The organism is Bacteroides sp. B1-V-101 (genome assembly GCF_023656585.1).
Lineage (GTDB): Bacteria > Bacteroidota > Bacteroidia > Bacteroidales > Bacteroidaceae > Bacteroides > Bacteroides thetaiotaomicron.
Genome location: NZ_JAMOKH010000057.1, coordinates 17,383 through 36,487, shown reverse-complemented (window position 1 = coordinate 36,487; position 19,105 = coordinate 17,383). Strand labels below are relative to the sequence as shown.

General features: G+C 32.7%; 20 protein-coding genes and 2 pseudogenes. 5 read left to right on the top strand and 17 right to left on the bottom strand.

Going from position 1 to position 19,105, the window contains the following annotated elements; genetic code table 11:
- Positions 1-90: 90 nt before the first annotated feature.
- The 5 genes and pseudogenes from NBH01_RS24970 to NBH01_RS24950 form a co-directional block, all read right to left on the bottom strand.
- The gene (locus NBH01_RS24970; protein ID WP_007559082.1) at positions 91-813 is read right to left on the bottom strand and encodes a TetR/AcrR family transcriptional regulator; all 723 of its coding nucleotides are present in this window, start codon (positions 811-813) and stop codon (positions 91-93) included.
- A 2-nt stretch (positions 814-815) separates the two neighbouring features.
- Positions 816-1,571, bottom strand: a pseudogene (locus NBH01_RS24965) (aminotransferase class I/II-fold pyridoxal phosphate-dependent enzyme); the annotation flags it as partial.
- Positions 1,572-1,609: 38 nt separating this feature from the next.
- The gene (locus tag NBH01_RS24960) at positions 1,610-2,518 is read right to left on the bottom strand and encodes an IS1595-like element ISBbi1 family transposase (RefSeq protein ID WP_005807145.1); all 909 of its coding nucleotides are present in this window, start codon (positions 2,516-2,518) and stop codon (positions 1,610-1,612) included.
- A gap of 19 nt (positions 2,519-2,537) precedes the next feature.
- The gene (locus NBH01_RS24955) at positions 2,538-3,137 is read right to left on the bottom strand and encodes an exonuclease domain-containing protein (RefSeq protein WP_050427871.1); all 600 of its coding nucleotides are present in this window, start codon (positions 3,135-3,137) and stop codon (positions 2,538-2,540) included.
- Between the two features lie 192 nt (positions 3,138-3,329).
- Positions 3,330-4,496 (bottom strand): tetracycline-inactivating monooxygenase Tet(X2), encoded by a 1,167-nt coding sequence (locus NBH01_RS24950; RefSeq protein WP_008651082.1) that lies wholly within the window; start codon positions 4,494-4,496, stop codon positions 3,330-3,332.
- 357 nt (positions 4,497-4,853) lie between these two features.
- Between NBH01_RS24950 and ere(D) the strand changes: the two genes are divergently transcribed.
- A complete protein-coding gene (ere(D), locus tag NBH01_RS24945) occupies positions 4,854-6,125 on the top strand; it encodes an EreD family erythromycin esterase (protein ID WP_250700345.1) in 1,272 nt (423 codons plus the stop codon).
- Here the strand turns inward: ere(D) and NBH01_RS24940 are convergent.
- Positions 6,080-6,577, bottom strand: a pseudogene (locus NBH01_RS24940) (aminotransferase class I/II-fold pyridoxal phosphate-dependent enzyme); the annotation flags it as partial. The gene ere(D) and the pseudogene NBH01_RS24940 sit on opposite strands and share 46 nt — an antisense overlap.
- A gap of 168 nt (positions 6,578-6,745) precedes the next feature.
- Between NBH01_RS24940 and NBH01_RS24935 the strand changes: the two are divergent.
- The 4 genes from NBH01_RS24935 (at position 6,746) to NBH01_RS24920 (ending at position 11,439) form a co-directional block, all read left to right on the top strand.
- Positions 6,746-7,744, top strand: a complete 999-nt coding sequence (locus NBH01_RS24935) for a DUF7689 domain-containing protein (RefSeq protein WP_004295351.1) — start codon at positions 6,746-6,748, stop codon at positions 7,742-7,744.
- Between the two features lie 211 nt (positions 7,745-7,955).
- The gene (locus NBH01_RS24930) at positions 7,956-9,278 is read left to right on the top strand and encodes a BSAP5b family pore-forming toxin (RefSeq protein ID WP_005647361.1); all 1,323 of its coding nucleotides are present in this window, start codon (positions 7,956-7,958) and stop codon (positions 9,276-9,278) included.
- A gap of 9 nt (positions 9,279-9,287) precedes the next feature.
- Positions 9,288-10,967: a BSAP5a family pore-forming toxin gene (locus NBH01_RS24925; protein ID WP_007559167.1), complete on the top strand. Its 1,680-nt coding sequence runs from the start codon at positions 9,288-9,290 to the stop codon at positions 10,965-10,967.
- A gap of 43 nt (positions 10,968-11,010) precedes the next feature.
- Entirely contained in the window at positions 11,011-11,439 is a 429-nt protein-coding gene (locus NBH01_RS24920) for a hypothetical protein (protein ID WP_005780925.1), read from the top strand.
- Positions 11,440-11,873: 434 nt separating this feature from the next.
- On the opposite strand, the gene NBH01_RS24915 is transcribed toward NBH01_RS24920, so the two are convergent.
- The 11 genes from NBH01_RS24915 to NBH01_RS24865 all read right to left on the bottom strand — a co-directional run bounded on the left by NBH01_RS24915 (position 11,874) and on the right by NBH01_RS24865 (position 19,102).
- On the bottom strand, positions 11,874-12,260 hold the full coding sequence (locus NBH01_RS24915; RefSeq protein ID WP_007559164.1) for a helix-turn-helix domain-containing protein: 387 nt from the start codon (positions 12,258-12,260) through the stop codon (positions 11,874-11,876).
- On the bottom strand, positions 12,253-14,208 hold the full coding sequence (locus NBH01_RS24910) for a type IV secretory system conjugative DNA transfer family protein (RefSeq protein WP_004295345.1): 1,956 nt from the start codon (positions 14,206-14,208) through the stop codon (positions 12,253-12,255). Before NBH01_RS24910 ends, NBH01_RS24915 begins: the two co-directional genes overlap by 8 nt.
- 3 nt (positions 14,209-14,211) lie before the next feature.
- On the bottom strand, positions 14,212-14,436 hold the full coding sequence (locus NBH01_RS24905; RefSeq protein ID WP_004295344.1) for a hypothetical protein: 225 nt from the start codon (positions 14,434-14,436) through the stop codon (positions 14,212-14,214).
- Positions 14,437-14,610: 174 nt separating this feature from the next.
- Positions 14,611-15,054 (bottom strand): hypothetical protein, encoded by a 444-nt coding sequence (locus NBH01_RS24900; protein WP_007559162.1) that lies wholly within the window; start codon positions 15,052-15,054, stop codon positions 14,611-14,613.
- Positions 15,055-15,064: 10 nt separating this feature from the next.
- A complete protein-coding gene (locus tag NBH01_RS24895; RefSeq protein ID WP_004295341.1) occupies positions 15,065-15,337 on the bottom strand; it encodes a hypothetical protein in 273 nt (90 codons plus the stop codon).
- A complete protein-coding gene (locus NBH01_RS24890) occupies positions 15,328-15,606 on the bottom strand; it encodes an HU family DNA-binding protein (RefSeq protein WP_004295340.1) in 279 nt (92 codons plus the stop codon). The genes NBH01_RS24895 and NBH01_RS24890 overlap by 10 nt, the downstream gene beginning before the upstream one ends.
- Positions 15,607-15,617: 11 nt before the next feature.
- The gene (locus tag NBH01_RS24885) at positions 15,618-15,971 is read right to left on the bottom strand and encodes a hypothetical protein (protein WP_004295339.1); all 354 of its coding nucleotides are present in this window, start codon (positions 15,969-15,971) and stop codon (positions 15,618-15,620) included.
- Positions 15,968-16,804 carry a topoisomerase C-terminal repeat-containing protein gene (locus NBH01_RS24880; RefSeq protein ID WP_007559158.1) on the bottom strand — a complete coding sequence of 279 codons (837 nt, stop codon included), beginning with the start codon at positions 16,802-16,804 and terminating at the stop codon, positions 15,968-15,970. The genes NBH01_RS24885 and NBH01_RS24880 overlap by 4 nt, the downstream gene beginning before the upstream one ends.
- Complete coding sequence (locus tag NBH01_RS24875) at positions 16,805-17,512, bottom strand: hypothetical protein (RefSeq protein WP_007559156.1); 708 nt, start codon at positions 17,510-17,512, stop codon at positions 16,805-16,807.
- Complete coding sequence (locus NBH01_RS24870; protein ID WP_005647342.1) at positions 17,493-17,996, bottom strand: PH domain-containing protein; 504 nt, start codon at positions 17,994-17,996, stop codon at positions 17,493-17,495. The genes NBH01_RS24875 and NBH01_RS24870 overlap by 20 nt, the downstream gene beginning before the upstream one ends.
- Positions 17,993-19,102 carry a toprim domain-containing protein gene (locus NBH01_RS24865; protein WP_007559154.1) on the bottom strand — a complete coding sequence of 370 codons (1,110 nt, stop codon included), beginning with the start codon at positions 19,100-19,102 and terminating at the stop codon, positions 17,993-17,995. The genes NBH01_RS24870 and NBH01_RS24865 overlap by 4 nt, the downstream gene beginning before the upstream one ends.
- Positions 19,103-19,105 lie beyond the last annotated feature (3 nt).

The following is a 19,105-nucleotide window of genomic DNA, read 5'->3' as shown; positions in this document are numbered from 1 at the left end:
AGTACAGAAAAAGGGTCGTTTTGTGAAACAAAAGATTTTTGGTTAGGCTATAGACCCGTCCAATGGGTTTTTCCTCATTGGACGGATATTTTAGATAGAAACAATAATTTCTTTAGGGATTCCTGTATAATATGCTATTTTTTCTACAGGAATATTATCTTCTCTCATTTTTATTATAATATCAATATTTTCTTTAGTAATAGAAGAAGGTATAAACGTAAATAAAATGTCTGACAATTTGCTTATAGCCTTAATAACTTTTTGTTTGTCAGATTCTTTTTTTAAGTCTATTTCACTGAAAGTTGAAAGTTTATCATGCAAAATAAGATAATATATTCCTCCTATTATTAGTGCAGATATAGTTACAATGTCAATATCTGTATTGGAGAATATGTTTGAGAATTTTTGGCATAAAGGTAACGTGTGCAATTCCCGTAGTTGAGCGGTACGTTGACTAGTTTCATTGTTATTAGCTAGTTCCCATTTTAGAAGTTCTTGCATGATTTTATTTTCTGATAAAGATTGAAATAAACCTACAAGAATGTTCATATATAGTGCTTTATCGTTACTAGATTGTTTTTGTGATTTTACAATATCGCTAAACCAATAGTCGTATTTTTTTACATACTCGTCAATGAACTTATTCAAATCATCATATCTGTTATAGAATTGTACAGGCTCAATTTCAGCTTGTCGCATAATACCTGTAACTGTTAGATTAGAAAATCCTTCAGTTTCAATTAAATGGGTTGCCGCATTAATAATGCTTTCCTTTATGTCTTTGGCACTTCTTCGCTTTCTCCTTTCTTTCATTATTATTTTATTTTTATGTTCTTATTTATATCATTAAGAGTATTGACTAAAGATTCTAATTGTTCAAGTTTATGCGTGGCAAGAACGCTGACCCTTAATCTTGCTTCTTTGGTTCTTACAGCCGGATATACAATTCCAATTGTAAAGATACCTTTTTCTTGCAACATTTTAGCAATTTCGTAAACCTTTTTATTATCTCTTATCATAATAGGAAAAATAGGGGAAACAGATTTTCCTATGTCGAACCCTTCTTCTTTCAACCGTTTTCTAAGATAGTTCGTATTTTCCCAAAGTTTGGTTCTTATTTGTGGTTCTTTTTTTATAATCTCTAAAGCTTTTAGTATGGATGCTGTGACTTGTGGGGTAGGGGCTGCTGAAAACACATTGCTGTCCGCATAAAATTTCAAGTATTGTATTATCTTCTTCGAAGCTGCTGCAAATCCCCCTACGCAACCAAATGACTTGCTGAATGTGCCAGTAATAATATCAATTTGACCTAAACAGTTATAGTATTCAGCTGTTCCTCTGCCATTGGCTCCCATTACTCCTATTCCATGTGCATCATCTAACATCAGCATGGTTTCATAAGTCTTGCAAAGAGTAATAATTTCCGGAAGTAAAGACAAATCCCCATCCTGGGAATATACACCATCTATTATTACAAGTTTAGTTTGATATTGCCCTTTGACTTCTTTTAGTACCTTCTCCAAATATTCTAGGTCGTTATGCCCAATTCGTTTTATACCTAAAATCCGCAGGTAGTTAATTAGGATGTTTAAAGATTCTGATTATCCGTTTATGCACCTGTTATATTCGCAATTACTAGTCTGTCAAAGAGTTTGTCTCCAAAATACCGTCTGTTTAATTTGTAAATAAACTCGTTGAGATACAACTGTAAGTATTTCCTTTTGATTTTATGGTAGTTGCCCAGCAATGTCCGTTTTGCATTACTGATTGCGATATGCACCCATTTGAGTGTTTCCTTGGTGGTTTTGGCGTCTGATTTCTCGGTGACGTGCAATTCCACCAGATCGGAGATGTCAACGTAAGAAGTGCTTTTGTCCGAAAATACGATGGCATCATCCTCCATGCAGTCCCTGACCACGCCGTTGATTCCTTCACTTTGATGGCTATCCAGTACCCTGGCCTTGAAATAACGCACATGCTTCTCCTTTTTGCCCGTTTCGATATCTTCCAACGGGGTGCTTTCGGCCATCACCGCAACGTTCTGCTTTCCCTCGGCTCCCCGGCCACGTGTACCCTTGCCTCGCTCGATTTCCTTACTGGCCACCGAAAAGTAACCCTCATCCAGTTCTATCATCCCTTCCAGTGTATACCTTGCATCCCGGTTGCCCATCGCCCTGCGGAGTTTGTGTACCATCGCCCATACCGGTTCGTAACGCTTCAATCCTAATTGCTTCTGGAGTTCGTTGGTGGAGAATCCCTTTTTTGTGCAACTCATCAGGAACATCGTTTTGTACCACACCAGAAACGGCAGCTTGGAGCTCTCCATGATCGTACCGCTGCGCAACGAGGTGCGGAAACGGCAACCTTTGCATTCATAACTCCATTTACCCTGTAACCAATAATGGGAAGTGCCCCCGCATCGCTTGCAGACAACCCCTTCCTTATCACGCTGCTCCTTGAAATGCAAACGACAATCTTCCTCCGAACCGAAATGAGCCGTAAAACTGAATATGTTCATAATCCCTGCTTTTTGAGCGCTAATATACTAAAAATATTAGGTGTGTTTGCGGAGAATCAGATAGATTTTTCAAAACACTCAAGTCCATACTCGCATTATGAAAAATTAATAAATTAGATGAAAGATATTTAGAAAGTTCGTCTTCCCATAATTCTTGAAAATTAAGGGAAAATTCTACATCTTCATATGAAATTCCGTGTATTGAAGTATGAGTTTTTAAAAACTTTTCTGATTTTGGTGGATTTATATAGTGTTTTGTCGAATAAACTATTGTGTCATTTTTCACGAAGCATAATCCGATTGCACAAGCACTTAATCTACTGTTATTTGCTGTCTCAAAGTCAATAGCAATAAAATCAAATTTATTTTCAAAGTACTCAGGGAATGTATGAGGATTTTTAAATTGATTGAATTTCAATTTTTGCAAAATCGCTTGTTCGTATTGAGGTTTTACTTTATAACCAACTTGTTTTGCTTTTTTTAGCCAAGGTTCAAGAATATAGTTTGGTGTATTTTCGATAAAATTATAGAATAGAAATTCATTGTTTGTTTCAGGATTTATTCCCGAAACTTCCATTTCAATTTGATTTTTTGGTTTAGGTTTAAAAAAGTTAAACATAGTTCATTTTGTATAATTCAGACGAGTTTTGGTGTAATATGGCATATAACGTTTGGCAAATTGGCGATGGAGCCGACTTTTAGCACAAATGTTGAATAGAATTACTAATCTTCAACATTGCACAAAAGTTCAATAGAAGTACTTCACCGGCTCTATTGCCAATTTGTTTGTTATGTGCCGTTTTATTCCATTTTATACATTTAACAATTGCTGAAACGTAAAGTCGGGTTTAAACATTTCAATTTCGTTTTGAGTTGATTCTTCTTGTGCTTCTTTGCCATAGATAAACATTTGCTGTTCATAATTTTTAACAGCCTCTTCAATGCTATTAAATTTTCCATCGGCTAGATTATCAGACAATATCAAGGCATCCACCAACCCACTATTTACTCCCTGCCCTGCAAAAGGCGGCATCAAATGTGCGGCATCCCCAATCATTGTTATGGGTAATGGGCGCTTGCTTTTCCAAGGCTTTTCTAAAGGAAATATCCGTGTAGCCAATCCTACAAATGACAACGTCGTATGAATCAATTCTTTGTAGCGTTCGTCCCAATCGGAAAATTCTTTCAGAAGAAAATCAACGACACTATTTCTGTTTTGAAAATCTACCTGCGTTTGGTTTTTCCATTCATCAGGTGTTTTAAAACTTATTCCAAAATGCAATGCACCATTATTATTGGGGTTAGCAAATAATAAATTACCTTGGTGAGATGCCATTAGCCGGTTTCCATTGCATAGCTGAAAAAATCCAGGACAGTTTATCTCTGGTTGATGAATATCGGCTTGTATATTGAAAGTACCTGTTTCTTCAACTTCCGTGTCGGTAACAAATTTTCTTACCTTGGACATCCCGCCATTGGCAAGAATAACCAAATCTGCTGTTTCACTCGGTTTATTCTCAAAAGTTAGTGTCCACTTCTTCTTACCAGGTTCAAGCATAACAAGTTTTCTATCCCAAATAACCGTGTCGTTTTCTAAACTATTCAACAAGATAGCCCTTAAGTCATTTCTGTTTATTTCAGGATTGTCAAATCGATTTTCGGGCTTTACATTTTTTGTGGATAAAATATTGCCTTTTTCATCAGCAATATTTACACCCATTGGTAAGGCTAAGTCATAATAAGTTTGTAACAATCCCGCTTTTTTCATTGCTTCCTGACCTGAACCTTTGTGTAGGTCAAGGGTTCCACCAAAAATTCTTGCCTCTCGGTCGTTGTCTCTTTCGTAAACTGAAACGTCTATGCCGTTTTGCTGTAATAATTTTGCCATAGTCAGTCCAACGGGTCCACCACCAATTATTGCAACGTTCTTATCACTAAGTAAATTCATTTGTTTGTCTGTATCTATTCGCATTGTCATTCAAAAATGGCACATAACGGGAAACGCATTGGCGAAGTGGCGGATAAATTGGACAAAAAGTTCAATTTAGCGAGAACGTAGCCGATGTGTTTCCACAGAGCTAACTTACAAATAAAAAGCGAATGTGGAACACATTCGGCGGAATAAAATGCAGAAACTTTCAATTTAGCACTTAACCTGCCATTTTGCCAATGCGATGTTATGTGAAGGAATTTTTAGTATCTTTGTATTCAAATAATTCACATTTTATGTATTTCAGCAAGCCTTGGTAATTAAAAATTAAAGTAAATTATTAAATCGTCTTTTTGAGACGGTTGCTATTTGGTACGTTAATTTTTAATTTAAAATAAGGTAATAATGAAAAATATAAAACCCTTAACTTTTCCGTTTAATTCGGAAAATAATACATCCATAAAACAAAGTCTTTTTCGATTTCGAGAATATTTTGATTCTTCTACAATTGTTGGTTTAGGCGAAAACGCACATTTCATAAAAGAGTTTTTTACATTCAGGCATCAAGTTATTGAGTTTTTAGTAACTGAATGTGATTTTGACACCTTGGCATTTGAGTTTGGTTTTTCTGAAGGATTAGAAGTTGATAAGTGGATAAAATCACAAATTCCATTCGACGATTTGGATAAGTTACTGTCACACTTTTATTATCCAAATGAGTTTAAAGATACTTTGCTATGGCTTCGTCGGTATAATCAAGACAATAATAATCAAATTACCTTTTTAGGTGTGGATATTCCTAAAAATGGAGGTTCTTATTTTCCAAACTTTCGTATTGTATCTGATTATTTGCAAAGACTTTCAATCGTTTCTTCTGATGTCTTACAGAAGATTTTAAATCTTGCTGAGAAATTTGATTTCTATTCGACTTCTCAGCTTGCGTTAAATTTATCGCTTTTTGATGAAGCTGAACATAATGAATTAAAAGCATTGCTATTAAAAGTTTACATTCGTTTGATTACTCTTCAACCAAAATTAGAAAGTTTAGAATTTCAATCGATAGTTCATCAAGTTAAAGGCTTGATTTATATGAATTATAATGCTGATGCTATGGAAAGTTTCATTACTGAAAGGGGAATTGAAGGAGATATGGGAGCAAAAGACCAGTATATGGCAGAAAGCATTGATTGGTTTTTGAAAAATTCACTTGGTAAAAAGATTATTTTGGTTGCCCACAATGCTCACATTCAAAAAACTCCGGTAGATTTTGATGGATTTATTAGTTGTTATCCAATGGGGCAAAGACTTTCGATGACTTTTGGAGAAAAATATAAAGCATTTGCAATAACTAATCTACGTGGAGAAACTGCGGCATTGTATCCTGATAATGATTATCAATTTGGCTTTAGGGTTGATAAATTTCCACTTGATTTTCCAGAGTCGGATTCTGTTGAATTTATTATGCAAGAATTTGGAGGAAAAGAATGCTGTTTACTAATGAACAGAAGTACGGAATTAAAAAATTGTAATAAGATTCGATTTGATTCGATGTGCCTAAAAACTGAAATAGAAGAAGCTTTTGACGGAATTTTTCTAATAGAAAAATCAACTGTTTCAGAAGTATTTGAGGTTATATTTGTTCCTTTTAGTCCAGCCATTGCGCTTGTGTGGATATAAGGGTCTATCAATGCAATATCATTTTGACCCAATAAGGCTCTTAGTATTCCGGCATTTGCTCCAAATCCGGAAGAAAATAAAATAGCTTCTTCTTGTCCTACAAAAGAAGCTATTTCTTTCTCTAGCTGTTGGTGTATGTCGAGATAACCACCTATTACTTGTGCAGCGCAAGCACCTGTTCCATATTTTTTTATAGCATCTATACCTGCTTGTTTAGTTTCTTCTCTTTGTGACATACCTAAATAATCATTAGAAATAAATGCAATAACAGGTTCGTTGAAGCCTTCAATTGCCATTGTTGAACCGATACCTGTATGTGAAGTTATCCAATAGCTTTTACATCCGAAATCATTTAGTTGCTCAATGTACTGCTGGAAATCATTTGCTCTCTCAATAGCATTTTTCCCATAGGATAGTTCAAAGTCTTTTAATGAATGATAAGTTTTTTCCATATTAGTATAATTTAGATTGTATATTGCAAAAATAGCAAATATATTATGTTTTTAAGCATTAACAGTGGAAAAAACAATATAATTCTTATATTATATACAATTTGTATTGTATATTTGCGATATGCAAATGCATTTGCTGAATAATTACTAACTTAAAAATATCGTTTTATGAGAAAACAAATTTTAATTTTATTAGGTTTCTCTTTTAGTCTTATTGCTTGTCAGCAAAACGAAGAGATTGGTTCTGTGGAGGATAATGCCAATCCAAACGAACTTACTACTAGAGCTGCTTCTATGAGAAGGGTTCCTACACAAGCGGAAAAGGATAATCTTAAAAAGGATTTCCCAAATTTAGATGTAAATAATATTTCTGTAACAGGAGAAGCAACAGGTACATATAATTGTATTGCTTATTCTATGGGGATAACTAACAAATGGATTGACCCAGAATCTTTTTACAATGATTTTATAGAACAGTATAAAAATGCTAAAACTTTATATGGTTCGTCTTGTAATTATGAACAGACTAGTACAGAAGGTAGCAATGCTACTGTTGATGGTTGGGGAACAAGTAGTATAGATATGACTCATGGAAGTGTTGTATATAGTAGCGGTACTTGGGAGTCAAAACTTGGGCGTTATTTGCGTATTACCCATAAAAGGAGTGAGCTATCTGGCACTTTGTATGGTAGAATTTTGGTTTCTTTTATCGAGAGTAGAACAAAGACTGATATGTCGGAGATAAAGGAACTTGCAAAACAGATAGCACAAGAAGATATTGAACTTTCTGATGCAGAAAAACAAGCTGTCATTGATAAAGCTGCAAATATTAATTGTGAGGTAAAGACTAAGTTTAACGATTTGTTTAATTCATGGAACGAAGAAATTTCAATAAATCCACAAACTAAATATAGTTCAAGTACTCTCGCTTATACAACATTACCACAGTTTAAAGAAATGCAAGCGATGGGTAAAAATATTATTCCGTTAATAATGGAAAAACTTTTAGATGAAGATAATTTCTTTTTGCTTCCTCTATATGATGCTATACAGACTGATTCTCAATTAAAAATAAGCTATAAGAAAGGTGATGCAAAGATTCTAGAAGGAGAACAGAATAAGGCTAAAAGAACAGTTCGTCTTTGGCTAAGTCTTTCGGGAAATTAAGTAAAATATAACTGACTTTTTGGGATAAATAGCTCTTAACGTAATATGCTGTAAGAGCTATTTATATATTTACCTAAAAGTTTTTGGCATCATGGATTTGTTTTCTCTTCGTCCTTTTGTATATGTGGCGTATTCGCGTGCGTCAGAAAGTAAATCTACGTGAACTCTATTGTGTATTTGTTTCTAAGGACATAATTTTAAAACTATATTTATGAAAAAAAAATTCTATTCTTTTTGGGGCGTAAGTCAATTATTGGTAGGAGCAATGACTATTGGTCTTGTCTCTTGTGAAAAAAGTTCTGAACTTTTATATGATTTTTCGGAAACATCAGAAAGTTCAATCCAGTCAAGAGCTATCTCTGTTGCTGACTCTGTGAGTCTGTTTTCTAATATAGATGAGTTTAAAAAAAAGCCAGAAACGAAATCTTATTCTTATTATCCTGAGACAGATGAATTTTATTCATCAAATATGTATGCTGTTAGAGAGCTTCCTTTTGCGTTGAAAGTCAGAGGAGGTGGAGTGGTTGGACAGCCTTATCTTTCTACTCAAGGAATGAGAAAAGAATTGATACTTTCAGCTTATAGTTCTTCAAAATTCTATTTAAAGATTTTGCCACCTAGTAGTGGAATACCATATTTGATTTATTCAAAGTCTTATAATAAGCCATTGGTTTGTGGTCAATATAACAATGACCCAAACAATAAACTTGTTTTTGTTTGGGACTCGGAAGATATAAGTTCTGGAAGTTGGGACCTTATACCATCAACATATAAAGGATATTTTAATATTGAAAATCAGACATATTTAGGAACGGCAGACCCCAATAATCCTTGGAGTGTGTTTAATTATTCTATAGAAGTAAAGAGTAATGGGCAGGTAGGGTATGCAAAATATAATAAGCAACCACAGCAAGAGTTTCTATTAGAGTTTCAGGATAAATTTAAAGTAAAAGAAATAGCATTTGAACCTAAAGCTGTAGTGACGGAATTAGACCCTGTTGTTGTGTATTCAAATGGTCAGACAGGAGCAGTTGCTGGACCATCAAATATTACAATTTATGCAAAAAAAGATGTAAAAGATACTTCTTGTTATACAGAAAAAGGAGCTTTGAAAATTCCAATGGCAAATGAAGAACAAATGTTTTTACGTCCTGCAATAATAGCCGGGCAATTTATTGCCCCTGGCAATTTTAGTAGTGGGGAAATGCCTGATTCAACAATATTTTTGCCTAGAGCTCCTTATACTTCCACAACGTATGAGATACCTAAAACATTATCGGTGACTATTCCGGTAGAAGTTGATGAGCCATCTTTAATTAAAGTAACGACTTATTTAAAGAAATATAGTGTAAAGGCTGACTATACTATTACTATGACTTATCGTAATGGAAATGAGGCTAATGATAGAGAAGTTAAATTTAAAGGTTCTTGGTATGGAATAATAAATACTACATCAAAGGCAAAACCAGACGAAATAGTAACAATTCCTTTAGAAGAATATATGAAAAGTTTATCTAATAATAATCTGCAATAAGAAAAGATTATGAAATCAATATTATATATAATAATTTTATCTGTTATAGCTCCATTGTTTATAGCTTGTTCAGAGGATTTGAACTTATGCGCACAGCAAAATACAGTGGTTGAAACTGATTATTCATGTGATGATGTGATTCTTCAAGAACGTAATCCATCTCTTCCAGATGTTATTACAGGACAACCTTCTTTTGATGAAGAGTTGACAAGAAGTGGTGAGATGATTGGGGGAACTGATAAATATCTAGGTTATGGTTATAAATTGCTTAAGGGGAATTATATACCAAGTGATTTTGATAACTTTACGCATTCCATACTTGATATTGAATCTCTAAAAGAATATGATGAATCATATATTGATGAAAATTATCCTAACTGGAACGACCAGTCATCGTTTGCTTATTATGATTTTAATAATTATACGCATTTTTCATCAATAAGTAAAACTGTGAAAAGTGGATTTTCTTTAAATCTAGGATTTTTTTCTATAGGGAAAAAGAAAACGACAACCGAAACATTTAGAACTTTTATTAATGAATCAAAAGAACAAGCTTATGGGGAAATGAATATATTGTTTGCTCATGGCAAATTTACCTTGTTAAGTTCCAATGGTTCTAATAAAGTGTTTGCAAGGCAGTTTTTAAGAAGGTCTTTTATTAATAATTTATATACCTCTCCTATATCATCTATCATTGATTCATATGGAGATTTTGTTGTTGTTGGTTATTATACAGGTGGAAGAGCTTTTGCGCAATATATGGGTAATGCGGATTCAAATACGAATGTTGAACAGAAAACTAAATCCTTAGAGAAAAATATTAATGCTTCACTTGTATATAAAGGTGATTCACTTAATGGGTCGTTCGGATTTAATGGAAAGGATGGTACTTTTGATTCTACAGTTTACAAAAGACAAGATATATTTATACGTGTAAAAACATTGGGTGGTATTCAAGATGAAACAGGTGTAGTGAATACTACAATGGCACTTAAAGACATAAATATAAACTTGCAATCTTGGAGAAAATCATTAAATGATTCAAAAAATCATACAGTGATTGATTTAATAGAAGAAGGATTATATCCAATGTCGGATTTTGTACTGGAAAGAAACTTTCAAAGACGTTTTGATGATACTTCTAAGGAAATTCTTCTTCCTGTTACAAGACTTTATACTCCGTCTATTACGATTGCAAGAGTATTGACAAAGACATCTGCTTCGGGAGAAAGTTTATATGATGTAGCTGCTGTGTTAACAACAAGACAGGGTGACCAAATAGTATTGAGTAAAAGTAATGCTACGGATGCGGAATTAAGGCAAAATGAAGATGATAATGTTTTTATCAAAAAAGCCCAAATTATATCGGCAGAAATATCAAGGTATTTCAGCTCTGATATTCAGATAAGTTATAATACTAGAAAGCGTATTAATCCTCAAATGCGTTCTCCGCTATGTATGGTTTTGGAGAACTTCAATGAAAAAGGTTTCTGTAAGTACTATCATGAGGCAACTAATATGGAATATTTATACGACCCAACTACCAAACTCTGTTTTTCATTTTTTGCAGATGAAAGAGATGAGAGTTTGCTGGAAGTATATGGTCTTAGTTCATGGGCTTCTAATTTAGTAGAAAAACAGATTTCAATAGCAACATTAGCAAATCTATACACAATTATAGGATTGTAATTTTGAAGTCTGGTATTTATATTAATATAATCTATTTTAATACATGGTACATTATTTTAAACAATCTTGCTTATTAATGCTTTGGGCATTATTTTTAGTAAACATAAGTTTTACAAGTTGTGATGATAAAAATCCAGAGGTACAAATAGGAGAACTTACTCCCCAAAAACTATATCAAACCTCATGGCGTGGTACAGGTCGTTGTGATGCTTGGGTAGTTCCCAATATGGGAGTAGGTATGCAATTTATAGATACTCAATCGGGGAAAGTAAATTGGGAAAGTTACGATGAAATTGATATTACTTACAAAATAGAAGGAAAATATATCATATTTAATAGCAATGCTTTATATTTAGGTGGTGCTCCTTGGGTTATTAAAAGCTATACCCAAAAACATATAACTCTTATACAAAATGAAGCAAGTCCAGATAAAGAGAAAGTAGCTATAATAGAATTAGATAGGATAGATTGATTTCGATTGTATTGTTAAAAGGTATGTATTTGGATGCTCTCTTTTCATATTATAAGTATTTGTTATTATACTGGTATCATTTTTATGAAATGGACATAGGGAAAAGAAGATTCTCGTGTTGCTCTTTCTGGGTTTCGGGGAGTGAAGGATATTAATCACATATTCATATTATTTATATATAATATGGCATTTTGTCCTTCTTCTTTTTCCCTATAGTTTTATGGTATCAATTCTTTGTGTCCGGCTTCCAGCAGCTTTTTGTATTTGGTATCAAAAAGGAGTTCTTCAGGGTGTACCAGGGACGATAATTCGGTATCATTTCATCATGCTATATACGCCCATCAGTGCCAGAACTCCAAAAGAATAGGTATCACAAATTCTTTAAAGTAATATTGGAAAATAAAAGAGAGTATTTTGTACTCTCTTTTATTTTATTAGGGCTGTAATAAATTGATGGCTTTTTGAAGATTAGCTTCTAGCTCTTTTTTAGCGTTTGACATAGCATCCTCATAGTTTTTTTCTGATTGTCTTATAATTTCTATTATAACAGAATTATAATTGGCTTTTTGCGCTTCATCTTCTTCTGTATTAGAAATCAGATAAAACTTTTCACTAAATATTAAATCTATAAAAACATAGTTAGAATAAAAATTCAGCACTTGAAATAAAAGTTTTAGGCTGCCCCCTTTTCCTAGTTCAAGATTTGAAATCGCATTTTGTTTACAGTTCAGCTGTTCTGCTAATTGAGCTTGGGAATATCCTATATGCTCTCGGATTTGCTTTAACCTTGTGCCTAAAATTGGTAATGTAATGTTATACATATTGTTCTATTACTGTTTCTACTTCGTCGTATATTCTCTTAAAGTTTTTTTGCAGTAATTTCTCTCTATTATCTGCTGTCCCAAAGTTATATACTTTTGGCAGTTCTTTGTAGGCTTCTTCTTCTTTCTTAATTTTTTTTAAATCTAAATTGGTTTTGCAATGGTACATCGCTGTTGGAAAATTATCTTCTTGTCCAAAATCTAATGCAACTTGCCCTACTAATGTACCAGCTTGTAATGAAGATATTTTGGATGCCGGGATAACAAAATCCATTTGTTCATTCATATTAATTGTTGTTTCGTTTCTTCTGATAGTAACACCTTCTTTTACTTGCTTAACTTTTCCAAATAGTTTTTGTAGCCAATCTAAAGTTTCAGGAGCTTTAGCTTGCCCGGATAAAGTGTTACCTATAATAGAAGTTATAGTTTTTGCGGTAGCTTTGCCGTATTGTTCTTCTAATTGCGGTAGTTCCTGTAATCCCAAACAAATTGAAACCTTATTGCTACGTGCAGTAGAAAGTAGTGTTGCAAGTTGATAAAAATATAATGTGGGACATTCATCTACTATGATTGAAGTAGGGTAGTTACCTTTTGTATTGACAAGTCTAGTTAATCGGTTAATGATAAGTGCATTTAAAGCACTATTCATGCTTTGTGTTTTAGGGTTATTTGCAATGATAAGATAACTAGGGTCTTTTTTATCTGATACTTTTAAATTGAAATCATTGCCACTAAATACCCAAAAAGATTCTTTAGTAGCCAGTCTTGATAACTGTACTTTTAGACTTGCCATCTGTCCTTCTAATTGGTCCACTGCTCCTGATTTATATGCAGCTTCAAATGGGGAAACTAGTGATTTTAATTCAGGTTCGGAAAAGAGGACTTTAAAAAGTACGTCATATTCTTGATTAAGGAAAGCCAGTACATGCGGTAAATCTGAATATTTGCCATTCTCGTATCTAGACCAAAAATAAATAGAAGCTGCTAACAAGTTTACTGCTGATGTTTTAAAAAAATCGCTATTACCTCCACTTCCTTTGTCGCCTTTTTGTAAACTCTCATATAATGCTTCTGCCGTTTCTGTTGCATCTGCTAGGATTTCTATATATTCTCGTTTCAATGGGTTTATTCTTCTACTATATTCAATATCAGAAAAATTAATGACATTGAACTTGAAATTACTTGGTATTTTTCCTAATTGCTTGTTCTTTTGATAATTATAATATGCAATTTTGGCAAGTTCAGGAAATTTGAAGTCGTAAACAACTTCTGCAAATCCTTTAGCTGAATGTTGTCTTATAAAAGAATTTATAACAGAAAAAGATTTACCACTTCCAGGCGTTCCTATTACGAAAGTTCCACGAAAACAGTTACATATATTCAGCCACCCATTATGCCACTTTCTATTGTAGAAAAACTTCATCGGAATATTGACAGAGAATTCTGTTTCTACCTTGTCTTTAGATTGTTCAAAGCTTTCATTCTCTATATTAAATCTATCTTTCATAAAGTTTGATTTAATACGTTTGGAAATGTTATCTAGAGCTGAATTTATTAATGTCGCTCCAATTATTGATAGTATAATGTAAGCTATATTATACCATTCTAAACTAGTTTCTCCTTTTTCTTTAAAGAAAAGAAAGCATATACTTCCAAAGAACATTATGAATCCAAAGATTAAAGGAAAAATGATTTGTTTAGTCGGGTCTAATTCTAAATCCTTTTTTGAACGTGTTCCAATGCAAGTAACCATTATAATAAAGAATGTAAATAGTTTACTATAAAGAATATTAGAATAGATAGGAATTTTTGCCATTTTTGATAATAAGGGCATAATTTGTTCACTAAAGGGAAAATGAACAAATAGTAGAATCTCTATGCAAACAGTTATATAAATGAATGCTTGCATGAATCCATATAGTTTTTGTAATTCTTTGCTTTCTTCCATGATTTAATCGGGTATTTTAACTTTTTCAGGTTCCTCACATTGAAAAGCCTTGAAATCTTCTATAGCTAATTTCAAGTCTTCTAAAAAATTGCTATTGCAACCTTTTTCTACTGCTATCTGGTAATATGCTTCCATTGCTTGGACGGAACAAATATCTGTTCCGCATATTACAAAAGCTGGAATGTCTTCTAATAGGCACTTGTGTAATAATCTTTTTTGGTCTTTCATTTTATTAATTCAAATGAAAATACCACTCTTTTATGCAGTGAGAGTGGTATTGGTTTTTATTTTTTGGTATCATAATAATGTTCTCTTATCGTCCATGCCGGGCAGAACCCGGAAAAGTACGGTATCAAATACCTTCCCGGTTTCTCTCCAGTGCAGGCAGAAAAGGTATCAATTCTACTGGTAATTTTCCTGTCCGAATATATGTTGAACCATTGCATAATTTTCACCACTGTTAGACTTATGCAGCTTATCATCAATAAAAATTTTTACTTCGACTGTCTTAGGTAGCTGTAAATTTTCAAGGTTTTCTTCATCTTTAGGTATAGGGTAGGCAGATAGCCATAAATATGTTCCTTGTTTGGCTTCTTGCTCAAATGTGAATGGACTTTCTACAATAGTTTCTTTGGCAGCTTCTTCGGGAGCTTCGGAAGAAATATCTACTCCTACTGTATAATGTATTAGAAGTTTGAAATTTTCTGGGTCGCTTACGGTAGCTTCATAACGTACTTTTCCTGTATCTCCTGTAGGTGGAGTATCAGGGTCGTTGTTATCGTCTTTATTGCATCCAGACAACATAAGGCTTAAACCAATCATTACTAATGATAAATACTTTTTCATATTGTTTCTTTTAAATAGTTGATAATTCAATGTGTATCGTTCCATTTGCAGCATTATATGCTACTTCCTCAATATTGGTGAACCGTCTTATTGATTCTTTCCATTCTTCTGTTTGTGGATTGTGGTAATATTCTTCTTCTAATAGACTTATCAAATTATTTATTTGTTTGTCAGATAGATAAATCTTTTCTCCAACCCTTGGAACTACAGGTAATTGGATTGGTATAGAAATATTGTTCACACCATCTATAGGAATATGGATGTTTATTTCTATCATAGCCATTTCATGTTTAGTATATTTTTGGACGGCTTAAATTTAACAACTTCCTTTTCTGGAACTTCTACAGGTTCTCCAGTTGCCGGATTTCTAGCTATCCGAGCTGGCTGAATAATCTTTTTGAAAGTACCAAAATCTTTTATAGAAACATCTTTTTCTCTTAGATTTTGAGATAATTCTTTGAAAAAACTATCAATTATTTCTGCTACTTCTTTTGTTGGTTTATTTGCCTTTTCAGCAACCATTTTGATTAAATCAGTCTTATTCATTTGCATATCAATAATATTTAATTACTTAAATCACTTAAACAAATTTCAGGAATAATTTGGGTATAGTCTTCTGTATCTGGTCTATAATGTATTGATTCAACTATATTGACCTCACAGATAACATCATATACCCATGCTTTAAAATTCCCTTCTAAATCATCTTCACCATCATTGAATTTATTAAAATCACTTTTAGCTTCATCTGTTAGATATTCTAATAAATTTTGATAGGTAAATTCATTCTGAAACATTATAATGTGAGGTGAAATTTCTTCGCCTATCCTTGGAAGATGCGGAAAATTCCAATCACCCTTTACCTTCATTCCTCTCTCTTTAAAAAAATGGCTATAAATTATAAATTCTATTTTCATATTAGTTTTATTTTAAAATCATCGTTCAGTACAAGCTTTCTTTCCATCGGTTGCCCGTTTTTATCATGAAATCCAGTTAACACAGGTGTTTCTTTTTTCTCGCAAAGTTCTATTGCTTCTTCGGGAGTTATAGAACGTCCTGACATTTCACGCCAAATGACAAAATCACATTTTATGGCTTCATTTCTATAGTTGGAACAATTATAGGCTTTTTTGTTTATATATAAGTTTCCTCCACACTTAGGACACTTACACAATGTATTGTCAAAAGAAATATCTAAGTTCTCTGTTAGAACCAGCCGTGAAGAAAAATCATTTCCTTCTCTTGATTTAAATCCAGTCATAAACGGTGTTTTTTTTCCTCTGGCAAGTATTTCTGCTGCTTCCAATGGTATTTCTCTTTGTGCAATAGTTTTGGGTATATAGAGGTTACAAACTCTGTTGTTGTCCTTGTCCTTTTGTGAATACCCTTTACAAGCATATCCATTTAGTAAAATTTCAATTTCTCTACCACACACAGGACACGGAGTTTCTAATACTTCATTTACGAAAGAAGGAATAACGATTCCATTTTCGATAGTCAGATATGCAGAAAAAGGAACTCCTTTTTTATTATGGAAGTCATGAAATATATCTGTTTTCCCTGTTGTTATTAATTGCCTGGCTATTTCTTCTGTAATCTCTTTTCCCCAATATGAATGATAAATATTAAATGTACATTTGTCATTCATGTTTTTGAAGTAATTACAGGAATATCCTAAACTGCCTTTCATTATGTGTCCTTTCTGGCAAATAGGGCATAAGCCTAAATCTTTGATTGTATCATTATCCATTTAATATCCTCCTTTACTAATCCATTTAATACCGTTTAAAATATTATCTACTTTTTGTTTCCCACTATTTACATATTTAAATTGTCCGGGTACAAGTGTTTTTAGTACTCCAGCCCTTTTAGCGGATTTCATTTGTCGGCATACAGCGTATGCAAGTCCTCGCATTCGTCTAAGTTCATTGACCACATGAATACATAAATCTATCCTTTGCTTATTATCCATAAGATTTTTTTCACCGCCTTGCAATGCTATATTGTTTATGTATATCATTAAATCTACACTTCGACTGATAAGCTCATACTCTGTTTTTGCAATTATGGTTAATAATTTAGGGTCTCCAACTGCATATTTAGCTGCTTCGGATTGGTATTTAGCTATGTCTCTAGCTAAGGTTGAAGCATAAATAATATCTTTTCCATTTTTCACAACTGCATTAACTGTAGAAAGATAGTTGTATGTCTTCTCCTGTAAGGATTGAATTTGATTCATTTTTTGTTGGATTAAAATTTGAAAGTTGCGGATTTTTGTTTCCTCACTTTGTATGTCTTTCAATACACCTTGTTGCTCCTGATGGGAATAAACCAATGTTCCAATCATTACCGGGTCAATGACAATAGATTGTGCTAGTCCTTTTATGTTGCCTAACAGTAACATTAGGGAAAAAAATAAAAGCACTCTTTTCATATCATTATCTGTTTGTAAATTCATATATTCCTTTTTTCTTTTTTTGTTCTTCTACTCTATTTCTGATGGTTTGAATTATATCACTATTAGCTTTAAGACCATTCATCAGTAGTTCTGGTGTTGATTTATCGCCAGAATAAATGTAGATATTGGTGTTGTTTATTAAAGACTGGATAAAACTTTGCTTTTCTTCATAATCATATACACGATATAATTCTATGTAGTTAATCCTTTTTGAAAGCACTCCTTGATATATTTTTATTTGCTCTCTAGTTATAATCCATTTTGTACAAAGTAACATTGAAATATATCTGTAGAAAATTATAAATATCAACAATACTAATATCGTTCCACTGATAAATTTTAATAATTCATGTTCTCTTATATATTTACTAAAAATGAATACGAAAATCGCTAATGTGATTAAAAGGAAATTCTTCATTAACCAATATCGGAATTTAGGCTTTAATATAATATCATCAGAAGCTATGTTTGTTCCATCATTCATAACTTAATACTTTTTTTTTGTTCATGTTGTTTCATTAGAATTTCATTGAAATCTTTTGCTTTTTCTGCTTTATGAGAAATCATAGGAGCTATTATTTTGCTTTTTTCCCTAAAACTTTCTAGTGAAACGTCATTTTTGTTAATAGTGAATTCTCTACCCTTAGTTTTAAACAGCACATCATCTTTATTTTCTTTTATTGTCATTTCTGTATTACTAATGATTCCAGACACTTTAATGTCATACAAATTACCGTTTAAATCATTATCAAAACAGGTATGTACTTTAGCTTGTGGGTATCGCAATAAAGTGTTTTTTATTTGATTAACTGAAATGTACCCTCCTACACTACAAAAAACACTTTCTTCTAATTTGATTTTGTTAGCATTGAGCTGATAGAAGCTCATAGCATCTAAAGCGGATTCTGCAAAGTATATATGTTTTGCCATTTGGGGGTGTGGGCAAAAATCAGCAATCCAAAGCGAGTTACTTTTATCACCTCCGGCAGCCATTCCTTTGAATCCATAGTTTCTTAATTCGTAATTTGTTACTTTGTTGTCTTTATCTTTTGGATTAATATAGGGAAAACCTATATTATAATAATTGCCGTTTCCTTGTAAGTCTTTAACCCTTGTGATAAATGGTAGAAACTTTTCTACGACTTGATGATTTATATTTCTTTCATTTGTGAGAAATCTTAAATCAGCGAGTGTAGTAGGAAATTCTTTATATCTATCTCTGTCAAAAGATTTGTTTTCTGCTTTTACAACTTTGAATGCTTCATATTTAGGACTATAAGGCTCATTTGCGTAATGTCCTAAAATCATATTGATTCGCACAAATGTATTTTGATGTTGGAATTGTGGGAAGTCGTTAATATGATTTTTGATGAACTGAATTAAATCTCCACCTTTATAATTCCTATCATAGTAGTGTTCTTGTACACTATGAGGATTCTTGATGATGATTTCATCCAACTTGTTACCTGCTCCGTCTGTCAGTTTAAAAACAGGCGAAACCTTTCCTTTGCTAATGTCTTGTTTATATCCTAAATCTTCAAGTATTTGAATGATGGATATTTTAGCCTTATAATCGTCAAATGTTAGCATAAT

Coding starts and splice junctions, on each gene's coding strand:
- NBH01_RS24970 (WP_007559082.1), bottom strand. CDS start 813: ATGAAAGAAAGGAGAAAGCGAAGAAGTGCCAAAGACATAAAGGAAAGC.
- NBH01_RS24960 (WP_005807145.1), bottom strand. CDS start 2,518: ATGAACATATTCAGTTTTACGGCTCATTTCGGTTCGGAGGAAGATTGT.
- NBH01_RS24955 (WP_050427871.1), bottom strand. CDS start 3,137: ATGTTTAACTTTTTTAAACCTAAACCAAAAAATCAAATTGAAATGGAA.
- NBH01_RS24950 (WP_008651082.1), bottom strand. CDS start 4,496: ATGACAATGCGAATAGATACAGACAAACAAATGAATTTACTTAGTGAT.
- NBH01_RS24935 (WP_004295351.1), top strand. CDS start 6,746: ATGAGAAAACAAATTTTAATTTTATTAGGTTTCTCTTTTAGTCTTATT.
- NBH01_RS24930 (WP_005647361.1), top strand. CDS start 7,956: ATGAAAAAAAAATTCTATTCTTTTTGGGGCGTAAGTCAATTATTGGTA.
- NBH01_RS24925 (WP_007559167.1), top strand. CDS start 9,288: ATGAAATCAATATTATATATAATAATTTTATCTGTTATAGCTCCATTG.
- NBH01_RS24920 (WP_005780925.1), top strand. CDS start 11,011: ATGGTACATTATTTTAAACAATCTTGCTTATTAATGCTTTGGGCATTA.
- NBH01_RS24915 (WP_007559164.1), bottom strand. CDS start 12,260: ATGTATAACATTACATTACCAATTTTAGGCACAAGGTTAAAGCAAATC.
- NBH01_RS24910 (WP_004295345.1), bottom strand. CDS start 14,208: ATGGAAGAAAGCAAAGAATTACAAAAACTATATGGATTCATGCAAGCA.
- NBH01_RS24905 (WP_004295344.1), bottom strand. CDS start 14,436: ATGAAAGACCAAAAAAGATTATTACACAAGTGCCTATTAGAAGACATT.
- NBH01_RS24900 (WP_007559162.1), bottom strand. CDS start 15,054: ATGAAAAAGTATTTATCATTAGTAATGATTGGTTTAAGCCTTATGTTG.
- NBH01_RS24895 (WP_004295341.1), bottom strand. CDS start 15,337: ATGGCTATGATAGAAATAAACATCCATATTCCTATAGATGGTGTGAAC.
- NBH01_RS24890 (WP_004295340.1), bottom strand. CDS start 15,606: ATGCAAATGAATAAGACTGATTTAATCAAAATGGTTGCTGAAAAGGCA.
- NBH01_RS24885 (WP_004295339.1), bottom strand. CDS start 15,971: ATGAAAATAGAATTTATAATTTATAGCCATTTTTTTAAAGAGAGAGGA.
- NBH01_RS24880 (WP_007559158.1), bottom strand. CDS start 16,804: ATGGATAATGATACAATCAAAGATTTAGGCTTATGCCCTATTTGCCAG.
- NBH01_RS24875 (WP_007559156.1), bottom strand. CDS start 17,512: ATGAATTTACAAACAGATAATGATATGAAAAGAGTGCTTTTATTTTTT.
- NBH01_RS24870 (WP_005647342.1), bottom strand. CDS start 17,996: ATGAATGATGGAACAAACATAGCTTCTGATGATATTATATTAAAGCCT.
- NBH01_RS24865 (WP_007559154.1), bottom strand. CDS start 19,102: ATGCTAACATTTGACGATTATAAGGCTAAAATATCCATCATTCAAATA.